This is a genomic window from Bacteroides sp. 4_1_36 (genome assembly GCF_003466325.1).
Taxonomy (GTDB): Bacteria; Bacteroidota; Bacteroidia; order Bacteroidales; family Bacteroidaceae; genus Bacteroides; species Bacteroides uniformis.
In genome coordinates this window covers 1-16,650 of the sequence record NZ_QSOX01000036.1, presented here as the reverse complement: position 1 = coordinate 16,650, position 16,650 = coordinate 1, and the positions used below count along the sequence as shown (strand labels likewise).

Below are 16,650 nucleotides of genomic sequence, written 5' to 3'. Positions count from 1 at the left end.
TGAGAGGACGTTTAGACGCAAGAAGGACGCTGAAGAGCTTAGTTGCGGATTTGAGGATCTTCTTCAAGCGGAAGCATTTCAAAGCCGCCCGTCTTCGGAACATAACGGTATATATGCCTGCAATCCCCATCAGTCGTATCGAAATAGATACATCCGTCCACACGGTTCCACTGCACGGGAGACACTGTAGGATTGAAATCGCGCGTGATAGCCTGCACTTTCTTTGTAGCCAAATCCATAATGAATGCTTGGGTATCAAAGTCATTGGCTATGGGATGTTCACCGCAATTCTTGCCAATGCCTCCGAAAGCAGACGGACTGCCCGTCACCAGAAGCTGCTTCCCGTCCGGAGAGTAAGAAGCACTTCCCAGATAAGCATCCCAGGCGACCAGCGTATCTGCCTGCAAGGTGGTCAAATCAATCTCGAAAAGAGAAGAGAGGGAGAAAGGGCATCGAGTGATGTCCGGCTTGGAAGTGCTGCACAACAGTTTCTTGCCATCCGGGGAAATATCATTCAGATAGACGTTGTGACTACCGTAGGTCAGGCGCTCGGAAAGTCCCGTCGCCACATCGTATTTCATGAGATAATAGCGGTCACGAGAATTGGGGATACGGTCGTCCGGATGCAAGAGACGTTTCAACGGGCCACTCACCTTTTCGCCCTCGTCCGTGAGCATATAGATAAGATAGTCTTCTGTAGGAGACCAGCTGAAATATCCTTCGGGAACATTCTTCAGCAGCACTTCCTCACGCATCGTGGCGGGATCGAACACAACCAGGTCATTCTGCTCCTCGCCCATAACCGTATAATAGAGCTTGTTGCTGTTGGGCATCCAGTTCATCTTTTCATTGGCATTGGGCAATATCACCCGGCCGGTCTTTACCTCGGTCAGCTCACAACGGGTCCTGGAACGCTTCACGTCGTAATTGTCCGAATAGCGGGTCAGCAGATACTTGCCGTTGGGCGAAAGAGAAACCCTGCTCGCTCGGGAGCCGAAATTGGTGTTGAACAAAGAGAAACGTCTCTTCATGTCCGGTGCCATCCGGCAGGCTACATCGGCAAAGTCCTTTTCCTTTTCAAATTCGCATTTCAGCATCGGCTGCATCTTGTCGTCCGCGCTTGAAAGCAACTTGATGACAATCTCATAATCCGCTTCGGGGTCCATACGCAAACTGACAGCCGTAGGACGGACCTGCGACAAGCTGTCCTCCGCTGTCTCCTTGACTTGCTTGGATTCACCGTTTACAAACACCTCAAAACGGGCAGGAGAATATACATTCAGCTTGCCCTTCATGAAACGCTCCGCACGCAGATTGGTAGCAAACAGATAGAACAGATTGTCCTTGTCCGCCTTTGCCACAGTTACATATCCAGCCGTATCAGCAACCATACGTTCGTACCGACCTCCGTCGAAGTCGAGACTGACCTTCGTCTTCAGAAGATTGCCGGTAGTAAACTTGTCTCCCTTGAAGTTGATACTATCGCCCTGGAGGGGAGTGCGCACCGTAACGGCCGGACGCACGTTATACTCAGCAACTCTTTCCTGAGCTTGGGCAGCCAATCCCGCAAGGAGCAGCAAACCCGACAAAACTGTGATTTTCTTCATTACTGTAAGATTAAATCGTTTCAAAACCATTCCATAAATTTCCGGGAGGAACGGGCGCCTCCACTTCTATCAGTTCTTTGGACACCGGATGCACAAAACGGATATACCGCGCATGCAGACAGATGCTGCCGTCGGGATTGGAGCGGGGCGAACCATACTTCAAATCTCCCTTGATGGGACAGCCCATCTTTGCCAACTGACAACGTATCTGGTGATGGCGTCCGGTTTTCAAATCTATTTCCAACAGATAATAGTTCTGCGACCGCCCGATGAGCCGGTAATGCAAAATCGCTTTCTTGCTGCCCGGCACCTCCTTGTCGTATGCATAACTCTTGTTCTGTTTCTCATTTCGCACCAGATAGTTCACCAATTCCCCCTCTTCCTCGCGGGGCAAGTTCTTCACTACTGCCCAGTAAGTCTTCTTCACCTCGCTATTCTTGAACATCTCGTTCAGACGCGACAGTGCCTTACTGGTCTTGGCAAAAACAACAAGACCGCTCACGGGGCGGTCCAGCCGGTGAGCGACACCGATAAAGACATTTCCAGGCTTGCTGTACTTCTCTTTCAGGTACTGCTTTACAGTTTCCGAAAGCGGTGTATCACCCGTTTTGTCTCCCTGAACTATCTCGGAAGCGGTCTTGTTGACTATAATGATATGATTGTCTTCGTATACGACAGTCATCGGTTGTTAATGTTTAATGATTAGTGATTAATGATTAATGACTAACACCCAACTTCTCATTAAACATTAATCACTAATCATTAATCATTAAATTACATATTCATCCCACCATCTACCTGAATAACCTGACCGGATACATAAGAAGACATATCAGAAGCCAGGAAAGTAGCGATATTTGCCACGTCTTCGGGTGTGCCGCCACGACGCAAAGGAATCTTCTTGCACCATTCAGCCTTCACCTCTTCAGACAAGGCGTCGGTCATGGCTGTCATGATGAAGCCCGGAGCAATGGCATTGGCACGGATTCCACGAGAACCCAGCTCCTGAGCGATAGACTTGGCCAAAGCAATCATACCGGCTTTGGAAGCAGAATAGTTGGCCTGGCCGGCATTGCCGTGAACACCTACCACAGATGCCATATTGATAATGCTACCCGCCTTCTGGCGCATCATGATGGGTGTGCAGGCATGGATAAAGTTAAATGCCGATTTCAGGTTGACATTGATAACCATATCCCATTGCTGTTCGCTCATACGCATCATCAGACCGTCACGTGTAATACCGGCATTGTTTACCAGAATATCAATACGTCCAAAGTCCTTATGGATTTCTGCCACTACATTGGCAGTGTCTTCAAAATTTGCTGCATTGGAGGCATAAGCTTTTGCCTTTACTCCCAAAGCTTCCAATTCTTTTGCCGTAGCCTCGGCATTTTCATCAATCACCAAGTCAGTGAATGCGATGTTTGCTCCTTCTTGAGCGAACTTCAAAGCGATAGCCTTGCCGATGCCGCGTGCAGCACCTGTCACAATGGCTGTTTTTCCATCTAATAATCCCATATTATTTTAAAATTATTTATAAAATGTATTCTTACTTCTTTCCCAATGCACCAAGTACCAGACGGGTCACGTAAGTATCGCGTACCGCATCATCCAGATTGGCTCCTATATGACCGCGAATATAAGGTGTTTCAATACCTTTGACACTGTAATGCACAATCTCGGCAGTCATATCCAAGTCATCTATCTGGAAAACGCCCTTCTCCATACCTTCACGCAGAACCTCCTTGAAAAGCTGGGTCTCTGTAGCATCGAAACGTTTGCGCACTTTCTCCACTCTCCAAATATCCCGAAAGAAATTGGCACGAAGAGTACCATTTCGAAAGACAACCTCTTTTACCGCATCCAGATGGGTGTAAATCATCTCCATCAGTTTCTCGTCCGGCTGAATATCTTTCTCTACCACGTGCTTCATCATATCCGAAAGAATATCCAGCTCCGACTCGACAACAGCCAAGTAGATATCTTCCTTGCTCTTAAAATAGGTATAGAGCGTTCTCCTACCTTTCTTCGAAGCGAGGGCAATATCATTCATCGTGGTATTCTCAACGCCCATCTTTGCAAACAGCTGACGGGCAACGTCCACTAATTTAGCTTTTGTCTTCGATACGGTCATAGATTAATTGCACATTGCTTTATTATTTGAGCAAAAGTAAGACATTTCCGCATATCTTACAAGAAAACATTCATTTTATTAATGAACAGCCCTAAAAAGGAAGAAAAAAAGTAGGCTTATTATCATTCTATTTATCAACATATTACTCATTAAAATCCACTTAACCTCAAAAATATCATGCATTTTATTTGCATATTAAATAAAAAGCCGTACCTTTGCACCCACAAAACGATAACATCGCGGAGTGGAGCAGTTGGTAGCTCGTTGGGCTCATAACCCAAAGGTCATTCGTTCGAGTCGGATCTCCGCAACTACAATGAGGATAAAAGGTTTAAAGACCGTTTATCCTCATTTTTTTAATTCCCATCAAGGACAGAAAAAAATGTTTGCGCAAATAATGTTTGTGCAAATTGCTTCCACACTTCCACCTCCTCTCCACATCCCTTTATTCATCGGCATTACAGATGCGGTGGAAGCAACTCAAAAGTGTGGAAGCAAAATTTGCTTCCACACCGTTTCACAAACAGAAATACTGACACACAAGAAGCTAACATGAAGTAACACAAGTTATTAATTTCTTGTATCACATCTTATTTATATCGTACCTGCACGAAATCAATATCCTGCAAACACGGTATTAATTCCATCTCCTCCCCCTTCAAATGCAATCAGAACAAATGCGTACAGCCACACAAAGCCAAGACTTCAATACTGTTTTCCTCTGTGCTTTATTCAGAGAATGAAGGTATTTATTACGTCGGACATAAGGAATCAACAGTATGCAACGGCCATGATGCAATCGCCTAACGGCCATCAACAACCCGCTTAACAGCCGTCAGCAGATCGCCGCACGACCATTAGGCGCTGATAAGGCAATGAGTAAAAGGGAACACTCCCCTATACACAAGTAAACAAAGCCCTATATACAACGGATTGAAAGCAGCGGTTTCCCTTAGAATATCCTGATGAAAAGCAACCCCAGCCCGATGGCAACGCCAGTCGAAACAAGTCCGGGAAGCATGAACGAGTGGTTCAGCACATACTTGCCGATACGGGTAGTCCCGGTACGGTCGAAATTGATGGCTGCCACTACGGTGGGATAATTGGGAATAAAGAAGTAACCGTTTACAGCGGGGAACAGAGCAACCAGTATCATAGGCGAAATGCCCAAAGCGATGCCCAAAGGCATCAGTGCGCGCACAGTGGCGGCCTGGCTATAAAGCAGAATCGACATGGCAAACAAGGCTATCCCGAACAGCCACGGCATTTGCCTCACCACTCCCTCGATGGACTGGGTCAACTGAAGCATGTTTCCCTGAAGAAAAGTATCTCCCATCCAGGCAATGCCGAATATGGCAATCACCGCCTGCATGCCTGCCGGGAAGACGGAACCTTGCGTTGCCTTCATGCCGTCGGTGCGAGTCAGCAGCAAGATGAGGGCGGCGGCAGAGAGCATCACGATTTCGATAATGGCGGACATGCCGAGTCTCACCGTCTCGCCGTCTATCACGAAGGCAGGACGCAAACTGTCGAACGAACCAAAGAACACGATAAAAACAGTGGCAAGGATAAAGATAAGCACGGACAAGACGGCATGCCGTTTATTGTGTATATCCTTTATCTCCACCTTCTTGACATCAAGATAGCCTTCGGTCAACCTCTTTCTGTACTCCGGGTCGTCTGCCAGCTCCTTGCCCACCTTCATGGAGAACAAGGCGCCCACAAGTACCCCGATAATGGTAGCAGGAATCGTTATTTTCAGAATATCGAACAAGGTGACATCAAATCCCGCCAGCAACCCAAGCAGTGCGACGGTGGCAGCCGAAATGGGACTTGCCGTAATAGCCTGCTGCGAAGCAATCACCGCAATGCCCAGTGGCCTCTCGGGACGAATCTTGGTCTCCGTGGCAACCTCGGCAATCACGGGAAGCACCGAATATGCCACATGTCCCGTGCCGGCAACAAAAGTAAACAAATAGGTCACAATAGGGCTCAAGATGGTGACCTGCGAAGGATTCTTCCGCAACAACCGTTCTGCCAGCTTTACCATATAATCCAGTCCGCCAGCCGCCTGCATGCAGGATGCGGCAGAAATGACGGCGGCTATCATCAACATAACGTCAATGGGAGGTGATGTAGGCTGCAATCCGAAACCAAACGTCAGAATTGCCAGACCTATCCCTCCCATTACACCCAGTCCAATGCCGCCCAAGCGGGCGCCTATAATGATAGCTACCAATACGAATGCCAATTGCAAGGCCATATACTCTACACTTTTTGATTCATGTGCAAAGATAAGTCATTTCGTATTATGGCTACTCACCTACTTCTATTTTAACTGCTTGTTTTAACTCCACACTCAAAGAGGCATCATCCTTTAACGGTGTCCAGAACACCCGGCGGCATTCATTCTTCTGCAAAAGACAACGATGATAGCGACTGCCGGACAGATGCTCCGTATCGATATGGAAGGAACCGGTATTGACATCCCAGTCGGCTATCTCGTCCAGATTCAGATAAAGGTTGCGCACTGTGCCGCTGTTGAGATGCAAGCTCTGCGCCTGCGCCGCAAGCGCAGTGACATGGCAATCTTCCAGCCGGGCAAGGTATCGCGTGCGGAAAGAGAGCGTATCGCAACGGAGTCCGTAGAAATTGGCTTCCATATCTTCCACATCTACCACAACCGCTTGTACCTCCGCAGGCAACCGCAATTCCATCCCTTCTGAACGAACCCTTATCCAAATGTCATTCTGAAGATGCTGTTCCAGCTTATCCTCCGGAAAGTCAAAGGTGACGAGCAGGGTATCGCCAACGGAAGTCATCGACATAAAAGCCTCCATATCCCCTGCATAGGAGAAACTGCCCTGCTGCAAAGAGTCTCCAGCAGTTACCTCCAACGGCACTTCCCCGAACGAGAACATACGCTCTGCCTCCACAATACCTTCTTTTTTCTGTTTCCACACCACCGGAGGCTGTGTCAGCTTCAACACCCTGCACGAGGGCAGCTGCACCGTTTTCCGTTCTCCGCCGATTTCCATAAAATTATCTTTCTGAGTGACATTGCGGTCCACCACATAGAACATGAGTCCGCATACCATTGCCACACCGGTAACCAGCATTCCTATCATTATATAAGTCGTTCGTTTCATAACTGTCTTCTTTTATTTTTGTTTCTTGATAAACTCCTGATACATCCCGGACAACTCCTCGGCAGAGATGCCCAGCGTGAAAATCTGCTTGAAGAAATAATCCACTTCCTCCTTCAGAAAATACTCTTTCCTCAACGAAAGAATCAGCTTACGTGCACCTACCGACACAAAATAGCCGATACCCCGCTTGTTGTAAATCACTCCTTGCGTCTGCAAGTAGTCGTACGAACGCATCACCGTATTGGCGTTGACCTCTACCACAGCCGCATATTCCCGTACCGAAGGAATACGTTTTTCCTCCTGATATTGCCCGAGAAGTACCTCGTCGCAAATGCGGTCTGCTATTTGCAGGTAGATGGCTTTACTTTCCTTAAAGTTCATAGTTACCAACGATTAATGATTTCGGACTCCTTGAAACGGAAATAGGCAAGCACCCAGTTGAAAAGGGCGAAAAACGAAGTTATAAAAATCAGCCAGCCGCCCGATGCCTCTCTGTCAATATAGGGCTCAGTCATGAAGAAGTTATTAGGCAGAATGGCCTTCAGGCACAATACAGCTATCAGGATATATGAAACGAAGATGCAGACACCGGCCGCAAAAGTCTTGATAAGTGCATTTTTGGGCCAGACCGTACTACCCAGCAGGAAGAAAGACTGTAGGAAAAAGTAGCAGCTCAGGAATATCCCCACCACAGCCGGTCCGCTTCCTATCGTCTCATAGAAACAGTTCGTGTTACAGCAGAATTCCCACAACGGAAAGGAGTGAACGACATGCAGCTCCGGGTAGGCCAGAAGATAGAAGACGACTCTTGTCAAGTCCGCCAGCTTGAAAGCTATCAGAAAGACCAAGATAAAGCCGCAGGTAGCCACCAGCCAGCGGGCAAAGAATTTCTCGAACATGGTGGCAGGTGTCATGAGCACAACGGTACGACTCGTCTTGCTTTTCATCCTTTCCATGGTAAACGAGGCGCTAATGCATCCCCAAATGACAAGTCCCCAAAGAAAGAATCTGGACTCAAACTCCCAGATAGGGTCCATGCCCACAGCTCCCGCTTCCAGATTGTGATACTGATAGTATCCATTCCAGACAAAGACTATGGCCAACATTCCGTAGACCATCACCGAGCGGAGTATATAGGTCTTCCAATTCTCCACCATCTCTTTGCGGCATACGTTCACAAAGCGATGCAAACTAAAAAAGGTATCGCGTATCATTATTCATTTGTTTTAGTGTGAAACATTTCCGCTATCTTCCCAGGCTCTGCAAGTACGGCGCCAAACAGCAGTTCAAGATTAATCTCCGATTCCTCACCTTCCGTATTGGGCAGCATCAAGAAATTGCCTTGTACGGAGGGAAGCGTGTACAAGGCAGTCGCAGCCAACTCCCGGTCGTCACTCTCCAAGAAGAACAGCTTACTGCAAATGCTGGCAGTGGATTCGTCCAGCAATACGCGGCTGTTGTCCATAATCAGCACATGGTCCAGTACTTTGTCAATGTCACGCACCTGATGGGTGGAAATGACAATCGTCTTGTCGTCCGACATACCCGAAGCCAGAAATTTGCGGAACTGGCTCTTTCCCGGAATATCCAGTCCATTGGTAGGCTCATCCATCAGCAGCAGGGAAGTATTGGTGGCCAGCGCAAAACTCATGAAGATTTTCTTTTTCTGCCCCATGGACAAGGCTCCCAAATCAGCATCCATATCCATCTCGAAGAAATGTAGGTACTTCACCATGTCTTCCTTGCTGAAACGGGGATAGAACTTACTGTTCAGTTCAATATAGCTGACCAAGGAAATAGGAGGCAGCTCGAACTCCTCGGGTACCAGAAACATGTCCTGCAACGTGACGGGCAACCGGCGGCGCATGTCGGTATCATGATACATCACTCTCCCACGTTTGGGAGCCAACAAACCGCTCATCAGATAGAGCAACGTAGACTTGCCGGCTCCGTTCTTACCCAACAGACCGTAAACCCGGCCGGCTTCCAGCGAAAGTGAAAAATCGCTCAGGACTTCTTTCCGCCCCTTGCGATAACTAAATGAAATGTTTTCTACTTGTAACATACGCTTGGATGAATTAAATATCTTATTGTTTATGTGTATTAGTATAATAGTACACCGCAAAAGTAGACATTCTTTTCAATACGACAAGCGTTTCAAGAAAAAAAATGCTCAGAAAAAGGAACAATTCTATTCTTTGGTTCGAAATTAGCCTCACACGCAAGAAGATTAGGACACTTCTGTATCCATTTAGGACTCTATATTTCCTGCCACTTGCTTTACATTTGCAAAGGAGCTAAAGACATGAATATGAAAAACGAAGAAAAGATTTACCAACTTAACACATACAATATAGCAGAATATACAAGTACGGACTATACCGACAACGATATTGCTATACTTGGAGATTTCAAGAACTTGCTTTTCAACAAGTATTTCAAGTTGAATGCAAACATCTATGTGGTCTGTGTAAAAGGAAGACTGCAGATAAACATCAATACCCAAAAATATGCTATCTACCCCGGTGAGATGCTGATTTGTATGCCCAATATGATTCTGAGCAATTGCACAACCAGTTCCGACTTCAAGGGCGCCATGTTCTGTCTGTCGACCCAGATTACACAGAAGTACCTTCATAAAAGTAGTGACATATGGAACAAGGCTTTCTATATCAGCCAGAATCCGGTAGTACGCATTGACAAGGACAGAGTGCAACTGTTCGATTTATACTATAAGGTGATACGTGCCCGAATGAAACAAGCGGAGCAGCCCTACTACAAAGAAGTCATCAGGTCGCTGATACGCACCATGCTGTATGAGCTGCTGGCAGATTTAAACCAGTTGAGCACCCCTCCCGAAAGCCAAATGGTGAAGCGGAGCAACATTCTATTCAAGAGATTCCTCGACCTGCTGGCCTGCACCGAGGTGAAAAAACGTTCTATTTCCTATTATGCGGGTAAGCTGTGTGTTACTCCCAAATATCTTTCCACCGTCTGCAAAAAGGTCAGCGGAAAGACAGCCTTCGAGTGGATAAACGATTATGTGGTCGAAGACATCAAATATTTTCTGAAGTATTCCAATAAGTCTATCAAGGAGATTTCCGAGCATCAGGATTTCCCCAACATCTCCTTTTTCGGGAAGTATGTGAAGACACACTTAGGCACTTCACCCACGGACTACCGCAAGCAATCACTGCCTCCAAGGGGGACCCTGCAACAAAAAAGGAGGAGCTAAGAATCACTCTCCACTCCTCCCGACACGACAAACAACTAAAATTATTGCTATTTGATGCCGTCCAATGCCTTGTTTGCTGTGGCATTGGTGGGGTCGATAGCCAGAATTTTATTCCAGTACTCTTTCGAAGTAGCATAGTCACTCTTCAACAGATAGTAGTAGCCCAGATAACTGTAACACTCTATCAATGCAGAGTTGTACCTCGGTTCGTTTTTGGCAAGCAGTACGTCCACCACCTTCTCGTAATAAGGTTTCGCCAATCCCTCTGTAGTTTCGGGGTCCATGGCAGAGTGTGTGCGGGCGCGCCACATATCTCCCAAATAACTGTCGGGAGCTTGTTCGGCAACAAGTGCGAACACAGAGTCGGCAGCCTGCAATGCCGCCATGCGGTCGGCAGACTGAACGGAGAGAGTGTCCGAGGACGTACCCTCTCCGTAGTACAGACGCCCTAACTGGAATAAGTTTTCGGACGTCTTTTTATCTTGTGCCAGCGAGTCATAGTACTTTTTATAAGCAGCAATGGCTTGGGTATAGTCGTTTTTCAATTCATAAGCATCGGCAATCTCACGCCACAAATCCACCTGACTCTCATCCTTCTCCAATGCCTTACCATATTCCTCAATGGCCTGGTCATATTTCTTCAGAGCACTCAACAGAGCACCGTGATAGCGGTAATCCAAGCATGAATAATCGGCATTATCCGAAGCATTGAAGAAAGCATCGGCAGCCTTCTCTGCCTCGTCATAACGCTTGAGGTCGACATTGTTGTACATCACAAGCCGGTTGAATGCGGCATGGCGGGCATTCTTCTGCAAACCTTTCTGCGCCACCGCCAAGGATTTCTCGAAGTCGTGGTTCAGGAATAGTGCAAAAGCATATTTAAGGATGTCATCTTCCGTAGCCACGGGAGTATCGATGAACTTGGCATAGGTGTCGGCAGCCTTGCCAAAACGGTTGGTGGCGTAATACACTTCCGCCAGCTCCTTGTCTGCTTCCAGGCAATCCGGAGCTATGGCCTTCAGCTGGTTCAGCTTCTCTATGGCCTGCGAAGGACTGGCAGACTTGTACGCCTGCGCATATTTCAGATACGCATCCTTATAATTCGAATCAAAATAGATGGCTTGCTCATAAAGCTGGCATGCCTTTCCGATATCTTTCCGGGCAAAAGCGATGTCACCCTCGAGTACAGAAACTGCCGGAGCCTTGTTGTCGGCCTTTCTTGCCATCTCCAGATAGGTTTCCGCCTCTTTCAGCTGTCCTACATCCAGATAGGCACGGGCCACGGAAGTCACAAGCTCCACATTTTTCTTGTTCTTGCCCTTCAGCAGTTCTCCGGCTGCGTCGGAAGCCTGCTCCGGATTCGTCTTTATCAGACTTTTTACTTTATCCACCCCCGCCTGCCATTCGGGCACCGGCGTTTGTGCGGCGAGCGTACCTGCAAACAGCATCGCTCCCAAACAAAATACAAATCTACGTTTCATGTTAGCATTCATTTTAGTTATTCATCCTTGACGTTCACCACGCGCACCGGTTGGGTGGCGGGGACCAATCCCGACTTCAATATAATCCGCTGTCCCCGGTCGGAAGCGAGGAAAGAGGCAAATCCCCACGGAAGTGCGCTCCGCGGATCATTCAACAAGGCATAGATGCTGCGTGCCAACGGATAATCACCGTAATACAAATACGCCTGATAGGGTTTGTAACTGTTGTCCGGCATGGCCTTGTCAGCAGCACTGACGGACATCAGCCGCACCTCTTTACTGAAAGAGAGCCCCGTACTGTCATTCCGGTCGCTCAGCCAGTTCACGCCGATAATACCGATGGCATCAGGCGTGCGGGCCACGTAGTCAATCACCTCCCTATTGGTTTTCAACGCTTTCAACTGACTGGAAAGCGGTACACCCTTACAGATGGAATCGACAGCAAAACGTACGGTACTGGAGTTCTTGTTGTCAAACACAAGACTGATATCCCCCAGACGGGAAGCCGGATAGATATCTTTCCACTGCTTCGCATCACCCGTCAGGATGCGGCGGATGTCCTTCACACTAATCAATGAATCCGGATTGCCAAGATGGGTTATCAATGCCAGCCCGTCCGTAGCAATCTTTATCTCCTGCGGAAAAAACTTCCGGCTATTGAAGGAATTCATCTCTTCGGGAGTCAGTCTGCGACTGGTTATTGCCAACCGCAGACTGTCCTTGAGCAAGAGGTTGACGGCATCGACTTCCGTCACATAACGGGGCACAATTCCTGCCAAGGGGAACAGTCCTTCGAACACGTCAATTTCTTCCTGCACAATAGGCTGGAAACTTTCGTCCGCAGCAATTGCAATCACACCGGAGGTATACGTATCCGTTTGTCCGTCCTTGGGCTTGCTTTGGCAGGCAGACAGCAGAGTCAGCAGCACCAGCAAGCCTGAAAGCTGAAGTTGTTTCACCGTTTTCATAACACACACACTTATTGTAATCTAAACATCACCGGTATCGTATATTTCACCGATACGGCCTTACCATTCTGCTTGCCGGGAATCCATTTGGGCATGGACATAATCACACGGACAGCTTCTTTATCCAGATAGGGGTCTACACCTCTCAGCACTTTCACATCACGCACCTTGCCGTCGGCACCTACCACAAACTGGCAGGTTACACGCCCTTGCGTACCGTTTTCCTGGGCAATGGTCGGATACTTCATATTCTTGCTGATGAACTGCATCATCTCGGCCTGACCACCGGGGAACTGGGGCATCTGCTCTACCATATCGAAAACCTTTTCAGGTTCCGGTTCGGCCTGCGTCACCACTTGTTTCAAGTCGGCGATGTCCTTGCCGTGTTCCTCGTCATTACCTTTCACGTCGGCAATGGAGATGGCAACTTTCGTTTCCGTCAGTTCTGTCTGGCTTTTTATTTCATCCTCGTCCCTCACTTCCTCATCCTTTTTGATGACGGGAGCGGTAAACTTAATGGAGCTTTTCAATGCAGGCGGCGGTGGGGCCACGGGCTCTATCCGCTTCATCTCTTCCTGCTTCACTTCCGGTTCTTCCAGCTGCGAAAGGGTAGTCACTTCGGTCATCACCTCTTTCTGTTTGGGGGTAGCCATCTTTATCAGCGTAGGGATACTGAAACCTATCAATGCAATTACAATTACCAGTATCACGGCAATGTTGTGCCGTCTGGGAGAGGTCTCACGCATCTTATAGGCTCCATATGCTTTGTTCTTACCACTGAACACGAGGTCACACCATGCTTGGGAGCTTAAATCTACTTTAGCCATATTCTTTCCTTTCTTTGGGTGTTACACATCATTCAGCAATGTTCTGGGACAATTCGCCCTTGCTTTCGTAGTTCTTCATCAAGAACTCGTCGGCTTCGGCAATATCCGTTATCACATACTTACCTATATTACATATCTGCATTTCATCGAGAGCATCAATCAGATTCTTGTACGAAGACTTATCGGTAGCCTTGATGATGACTGTCGGCGTATCCTTTCCGCTTTTTATCTCGGAAAGCTGTTTCCGGTAGTCATCCTCTGATATCTTAAGATCCAGTTTCTGCTGCTTCAGTCTGTTCACCTCGTTCACAGCAACTCTATTACGTTGCAGAAGCATTGCCCGCAGACCATCCGCCTGATAGGTAGTTTCCTTCAGTGAAGTATAGTCCTTGTAGTTAGGTTCCCCTTCGTAATAATACAACTTGTTGTCATCCCCCAGCAACAGCGTGATGGCTTGGGAAGCCTTGACTTTGGTCTGCTGCTCCTCGGTGATGGTCTTGTCATTGCTCGGCATGCTTATCTCCATGGTCTGAGGTTTGCTCAGTGAGGTACAAAGCATAAAGAAGGTAATCAGCAACATGTTCATGTCCACCATAGGTGTAAAGTCCACCCTGACAGTCATTTTCTTCTGCTTGCTTTTTCCACCTTTCTTGTTGCCGCTTTCTTGTATTTCAGCCATAATGTTTCCTTTCTTGTTCTACTTGTAACTCGTAGCTTGTCACTCCTCACTTGTGGTCTTCAGAGAAGTAATCAGGTTGTACCGGTTCTCTCTGAGGTCCTGAAGTGAGTTCATCACATTTTTTATTACGGAATAAGGAGTATTGGCATCTGCCTTGATGGCAATGCGCAAATCACTGTTCACTGCACGGGCGTTGCGTACCCAGGCCTTGAACTGATTGTCAATACTGTCTGTCGGTATCCCCTCATTCTTCAATACAGCATCTTGCTGGTCTTGCGGCAAGTCGAGGTATTTCTTCATACTCTTCATCGGCACACCAAAGGTAGACGCCAGCATGAATTTTTTAGTTTCCTCCGGAGTGAAAGTCACTCCATACTCCTGCCCCATAGCTTCCAGCACTTCGCGCAAGTCGGACTGCTTGTCCAAACTCATAAATACTTTTCCGCTCGGATCGACCAATATCTGGAGTACATTTGTCTCCGGAATCTTAATCTCGGATACAGAGGCGGGAGTCGTTACTTGTACCGGCTCTTTCTTCACGAACGTAGAAGTCAGCATGAAGAAGGTCAGCAGCAGTACAGTTACGTCACTCATCGCCGTCATATCGATGAACGTACTTTTCTTTTTTATTTTCGCTCTGCCCATAATCGTTTCATTGAAAATTAAAATTGAGAATTCATTCGTTGAATAGATAATAGAAGCCTACGTCACAGCGCAGCTCCAACTATCAGCAGTCAACTATTTATGGGTAGCTGCAAAAGTCTGCACGATGGAGAAACCAACCTCATCGAGGCTGTAAGTCAACTTGTCAATCTTGTTTGTATAATAGTTGTAGGAGATAACGGCCAATGCACCGGTCAAGATACCGAAGGCAGTATTAATCAAAGCCTCAGAAATACCTTGCGACAGAGCCATGGAGTCGGCTGAACCTCCGGCTGCAAGGGCGGCAAATGAACGGATCATACCGATAACTGTACCGAGCAATCCCATCAATGTACCTAAAGTCGTGATGGTACCAATAATAGGAAGATTCTGCTCCATCATCGGCAGTTCCAGCGCAGTGGCTTCTTCCAATTCCTTCTGGATGGCAAGCAGTTTCTGGTCTTTGGACAGCTCTGTGTCATTCTCCATCTCGGCATACTTCTTCAAAGTGGCATTTACCACATTGGCTACAGAACCACGTTGTGAATCGCAGATTTGTTGTGCCTTCTTCATATCACCTTCAGCCAAGGCTGCTTTGATGTTAGCTACGAATTTCACCAATGACCCCTTACCAAAGGCAGCGCCAATGGCAATATAACGTTCAATACTCAGTGCGATGACAGTCAGCAAAAGCGTTTGAATTACAGGAACAATGAATCCACCTTTATAGATGGTACCGAGGAAGTTACCCGGCAACGGATGGTTGTTCGGGTCGTTGTTCATAAAGTTGGAGGGATTTCCCAACACAAAGTGAAAAATAAGCACGGCGATGATAAAACAGATTACGATTACCCAACCGGCGGATCTGATGCCTTTAAAAGAGGCTGCTTTTTTTTGAGTAGTTTCCATGATGAAAAGTTTAATTGTTGGTATTTAAATAGAGTTTTGAAAATAAAGCATAGGGATACGACTTCCCGCTTACGAACCGACAGGGCGTAATCATCCTTGCAACCTTAACTAACATATATGTACACTAAAGGTCACCTGCCTTCAGTCTCTTCAAGACAATAAGGAGAAAAAGGGGGAAATCAATAAGAAGAAAAGTTGGCTAAATCAAAATCCGCCGAAGCGTATAAATATAGTAATCACTGCCCGTCAATGCATAGTACGGGTCTTTATCTGAGTAGTATAATTTAGAGCGGCCTTGCACGAGTAGATTCTCGTGGTTGGATAACATCAAAAGAATGTTTCTGAGGAAAAGATTGTCTTCAATCACCCTGCGCAAACGCTGTTGATGAGAAGAGTAAGTTTCGGAAACCGGTTTGTTTCCCAGTTCGACATCCGTAGTCCATGCGAACTTGGTATTCGTGAACAATGAATTCTTCTTGTCAATACTATTGTCGGAAGTAGAAGAACATGAAGATAAAGAAGCGGAAACTTCAGCAGTTCCGGCCATTCTGTCATCCACCTGCACCAGGTCAATGGCTTTACCGCTAATGCTGCAAGTCAACATCAGTAGCATGCATATCCAGAATGTCTTTACAGTTGTTTTCATGTCGTCTAATGATTCTACAATAAATAACAGATGTCTCTCTTATTTGTTTTACAGCTATGTTACTTTCTTTTGTAAAAAGATTAAATTGTTCACTGATTAAAGGATTTACTATACCTTTTAATACTCTGTAAAGGTACGAAGAATATATGAAATACGAAAGTGGGAATAGGATATAAAATACTGATTTTAAACGTTTTTAATCATTCATTTAGCACCTTAATTCGGGAATTAATCTGATGAATATACGATGAATAATTATATATAATAAGGTATAGTGATTAGCGGTAGAAACGGAATGTTAGAGGAGAGGTATATAAAACGAACAAAGCCTCCGTATCCTTATCAGACACGGAGGCTTCTTCTGAAAACG

16 protein-coding genes, 1 tRNA gene and 1 pseudogene are annotated in these 16,650 nt (G+C 46.8%); 2 read left to right on the top strand and 16 right to left on the bottom strand.

From position 1 onward, the window contains the following. Positions 1-56: 56 nt before the first annotated feature. The 4 genes and pseudogenes from DXD65_RS20205 to DXD65_RS20190 all read right to left on the bottom strand — a co-directional run. Positions 57-1,607: pseudogene (locus DXD65_RS20205) on the bottom strand (S9 family peptidase); the annotation flags it as partial. Between the two features lie 10 nt (positions 1,608-1,617). Further along, on the bottom strand, positions 1,618-2,289 hold the full coding sequence (locus tag DXD65_RS20200) for an RluA family pseudouridine synthase (protein WP_005828600.1): 672 nt from the start codon (positions 2,287-2,289) through the stop codon (positions 1,618-1,620). Between the two features lie 92 nt (positions 2,290-2,381). Further along, complete coding sequence (fabG, locus tag DXD65_RS20195) at positions 2,382-3,128, bottom strand: 3-oxoacyl-[acyl-carrier-protein] reductase (RefSeq protein WP_005828602.1); 747 nt, start codon at positions 3,126-3,128, stop codon at positions 2,382-2,384. A gap of 31 nt (positions 3,129-3,159) precedes the next feature. Further along, entirely contained in the window at positions 3,160-3,744 is a 585-nt protein-coding gene (locus DXD65_RS20190) for a TetR/AcrR family transcriptional regulator (RefSeq protein WP_005828604.1), read from the bottom strand. A gap of 238 nt (positions 3,745-3,982) precedes the next feature. Here DXD65_RS20190 and DXD65_RS20185 point away from each other — a divergent pair. Then, positions 3,983-4,055: transfer RNA gene (locus DXD65_RS20185), tRNA-Met, on the top strand. 641 nt (positions 4,056-4,696) lie between these two features. On the opposite strand, the gene DXD65_RS20180 is transcribed toward DXD65_RS20185, so the two are convergent. The 5 genes from DXD65_RS20180 to DXD65_RS20160 are packed head-to-tail and all read right to left on the bottom strand — an operon-like array spanning position 4,697 to position 8,958. Continuing rightward, positions 4,697-6,007: an anaerobic C4-dicarboxylate transporter family protein gene (locus tag DXD65_RS20180; RefSeq protein WP_008665936.1), complete on the bottom strand. Its 1,311-nt coding sequence runs from the start codon at positions 6,005-6,007 to the stop codon at positions 4,697-4,699. 52 nt (positions 6,008-6,059) lie between these two features. Continuing rightward, the gene (locus DXD65_RS20175; protein WP_035450293.1) at positions 6,060-6,893 is read right to left on the bottom strand and encodes a hypothetical protein; all 834 of its coding nucleotides are present in this window, start codon (positions 6,891-6,893) and stop codon (positions 6,060-6,062) included. A gap of 12 nt (positions 6,894-6,905) precedes the next feature. Next, positions 6,906-7,274: a GntR family transcriptional regulator gene (locus tag DXD65_RS20170; RefSeq protein WP_117887895.1), complete on the bottom strand. Its 369-nt coding sequence runs from the start codon at positions 7,272-7,274 to the stop codon at positions 6,906-6,908. Between the two features lie 2 nt (positions 7,275-7,276). Next, on the bottom strand, positions 7,277-8,107 hold the full coding sequence (locus tag DXD65_RS20165) for a hypothetical protein (RefSeq protein ID WP_035450294.1): 831 nt from the start codon (positions 8,105-8,107) through the stop codon (positions 7,277-7,279). Next, a complete protein-coding gene (locus tag DXD65_RS20160; RefSeq protein ID WP_005828621.1) occupies positions 8,107-8,958 on the bottom strand; it encodes an ATP-binding cassette domain-containing protein in 852 nt (283 codons plus the stop codon). Before DXD65_RS20160 ends, DXD65_RS20165 begins: the two co-directional genes overlap by 1 nt. Positions 8,959-9,204: 246 nt before the next feature. Here DXD65_RS20160 and DXD65_RS20155 point away from each other — a divergent pair, with 246 nt between their 5' ends. After that, the gene (locus DXD65_RS20155) at positions 9,205-10,128 is read left to right on the top strand and encodes a helix-turn-helix domain-containing protein (protein ID WP_008665930.1); all 924 of its coding nucleotides are present in this window, start codon (positions 9,205-9,207) and stop codon (positions 10,126-10,128) included. Positions 10,129-10,175: 47 nt separating this feature from the next. Here DXD65_RS20155 and DXD65_RS20150 read toward each other — a convergent pair whose 3' ends face one another. From DXD65_RS20150 to DXD65_RS20120, 7 genes are all read right to left on the bottom strand, one after another. After that, positions 10,176-11,621, bottom strand: a complete 1,446-nt coding sequence (locus DXD65_RS20150) for a tetratricopeptide repeat protein (protein WP_009037282.1) — start codon at positions 11,619-11,621, stop codon at positions 10,176-10,178. 5 nt (positions 11,622-11,626) lie between these two features. Next, positions 11,627-12,577: a PstS family phosphate ABC transporter substrate-binding protein gene (locus tag DXD65_RS20145; protein ID WP_005828635.1), complete on the bottom strand. Its 951-nt coding sequence runs from the start codon at positions 12,575-12,577 to the stop codon at positions 11,627-11,629. A gap of 11 nt (positions 12,578-12,588) precedes the next feature. Then, positions 12,589-13,404: an energy transducer TonB gene (locus DXD65_RS20140; RefSeq protein ID WP_005828639.1), complete on the bottom strand. Its 816-nt coding sequence runs from the start codon at positions 13,402-13,404 to the stop codon at positions 12,589-12,591. Positions 13,405-13,432: 28 nt separating this feature from the next. Further along, positions 13,433-14,083, bottom strand: coding sequence for an ExbD/TolR family protein (locus tag DXD65_RS20135; protein ID WP_005828642.1), 651 nt, complete (start codon positions 14,081-14,083; stop codon positions 13,433-13,435). A gap of 39 nt (positions 14,084-14,122) precedes the next feature. Beyond that, positions 14,123-14,728, bottom strand: coding sequence for an ExbD/TolR family protein (locus DXD65_RS20130; protein ID WP_005828648.1), 606 nt, complete (start codon positions 14,726-14,728; stop codon positions 14,123-14,125). 93 nt (positions 14,729-14,821) lie between these two features. Further along, on the bottom strand, positions 14,822-15,634 hold the full coding sequence (locus tag DXD65_RS20125) for a MotA/TolQ/ExbB proton channel family protein (RefSeq protein ID WP_005828650.1): 813 nt from the start codon (positions 15,632-15,634) through the stop codon (positions 14,822-14,824). Positions 15,635-15,833: 199 nt separating this feature from the next. Continuing rightward, complete coding sequence (locus tag DXD65_RS20120; RefSeq protein WP_005828652.1) at positions 15,834-16,280, bottom strand: hypothetical protein; 447 nt, start codon at positions 16,278-16,280, stop codon at positions 15,834-15,836. Between the last annotated feature and the right edge of the window lie 370 nt (positions 16,281-16,650).

Bases quoted from the DNA above. Each gene is read 5' to 3' on its own strand.
- DXD65_RS20200 (WP_005828600.1), bottom strand. From the start codon at position 2,289: ATGACTGTCGTATACGAAGACAATCATATCATTATAGTCAACAAGACC.
- fabG (WP_005828602.1), bottom strand. From the start codon at position 3,128: ATGGGATTATTAGATGGAAAAACAGCCATTGTGACAGGTGCTGCACGC.
- DXD65_RS20190 (WP_005828604.1), bottom strand. From the start codon at position 3,744: ATGACCGTATCGAAGACAAAAGCTAAATTAGTGGACGTTGCCCGTCAG.
- DXD65_RS20180 (WP_008665936.1), bottom strand. From the start codon at position 6,007: ATGGCCTTGCAATTGGCATTCGTATTGGTAGCTATCATTATAGGCGCC.
- DXD65_RS20175 (WP_035450293.1), bottom strand. From the start codon at position 6,893: ATGAAACGAACGACTTATATAATGATAGGAATGCTGGTTACCGGTGTG.
- DXD65_RS20170 (WP_117887895.1), bottom strand. From the start codon at position 7,274: ATGAACTTTAAGGAAAGTAAAGCCATCTACCTGCAAATAGCAGACCGC.
- DXD65_RS20165 (WP_035450294.1), bottom strand. From the start codon at position 8,107: ATGATACGCGATACCTTTTTTAGTTTGCATCGCTTTGTGAACGTATGC.
- DXD65_RS20160 (WP_005828621.1), bottom strand. From the start codon at position 8,958: ATGTTACAAGTAGAAAACATTTCATTTAGTTATCGCAAGGGGCGGAAA.
- DXD65_RS20155 (WP_008665930.1), top strand. From the start codon at position 9,205: ATGAAAAACGAAGAAAAGATTTACCAACTTAACACATACAATATAGCA.
- DXD65_RS20150 (WP_009037282.1), bottom strand. From the start codon at position 11,621: ATGAATGCTAACATGAAACGTAGATTTGTATTTTGTTTGGGAGCGATG.
- DXD65_RS20145 (WP_005828635.1), bottom strand. From the start codon at position 12,577: ATGAAAACGGTGAAACAACTTCAGCTTTCAGGCTTGCTGGTGCTGCTG.
- DXD65_RS20140 (WP_005828639.1), bottom strand. From the start codon at position 13,404: ATGGCTAAAGTAGATTTAAGCTCCCAAGCATGGTGTGACCTCGTGTTC.
- DXD65_RS20135 (WP_005828642.1), bottom strand. From the start codon at position 14,083: ATGGCTGAAATACAAGAAAGCGGCAACAAGAAAGGTGGAAAAAGCAAG.
- DXD65_RS20130 (WP_005828648.1), bottom strand. From the start codon at position 14,728: ATGGGCAGAGCGAAAATAAAAAAGAAAAGTACGTTCATCGATATGACG.
- DXD65_RS20125 (WP_005828650.1), bottom strand. From the start codon at position 15,634: ATGGAAACTACTCAAAAAAAAGCAGCCTCTTTTAAAGGCATCAGATCC.
- DXD65_RS20120 (WP_005828652.1), bottom strand. From the start codon at position 16,280: ATGAAAACAACTGTAAAGACATTCTGGATATGCATGCTACTGATGTTG.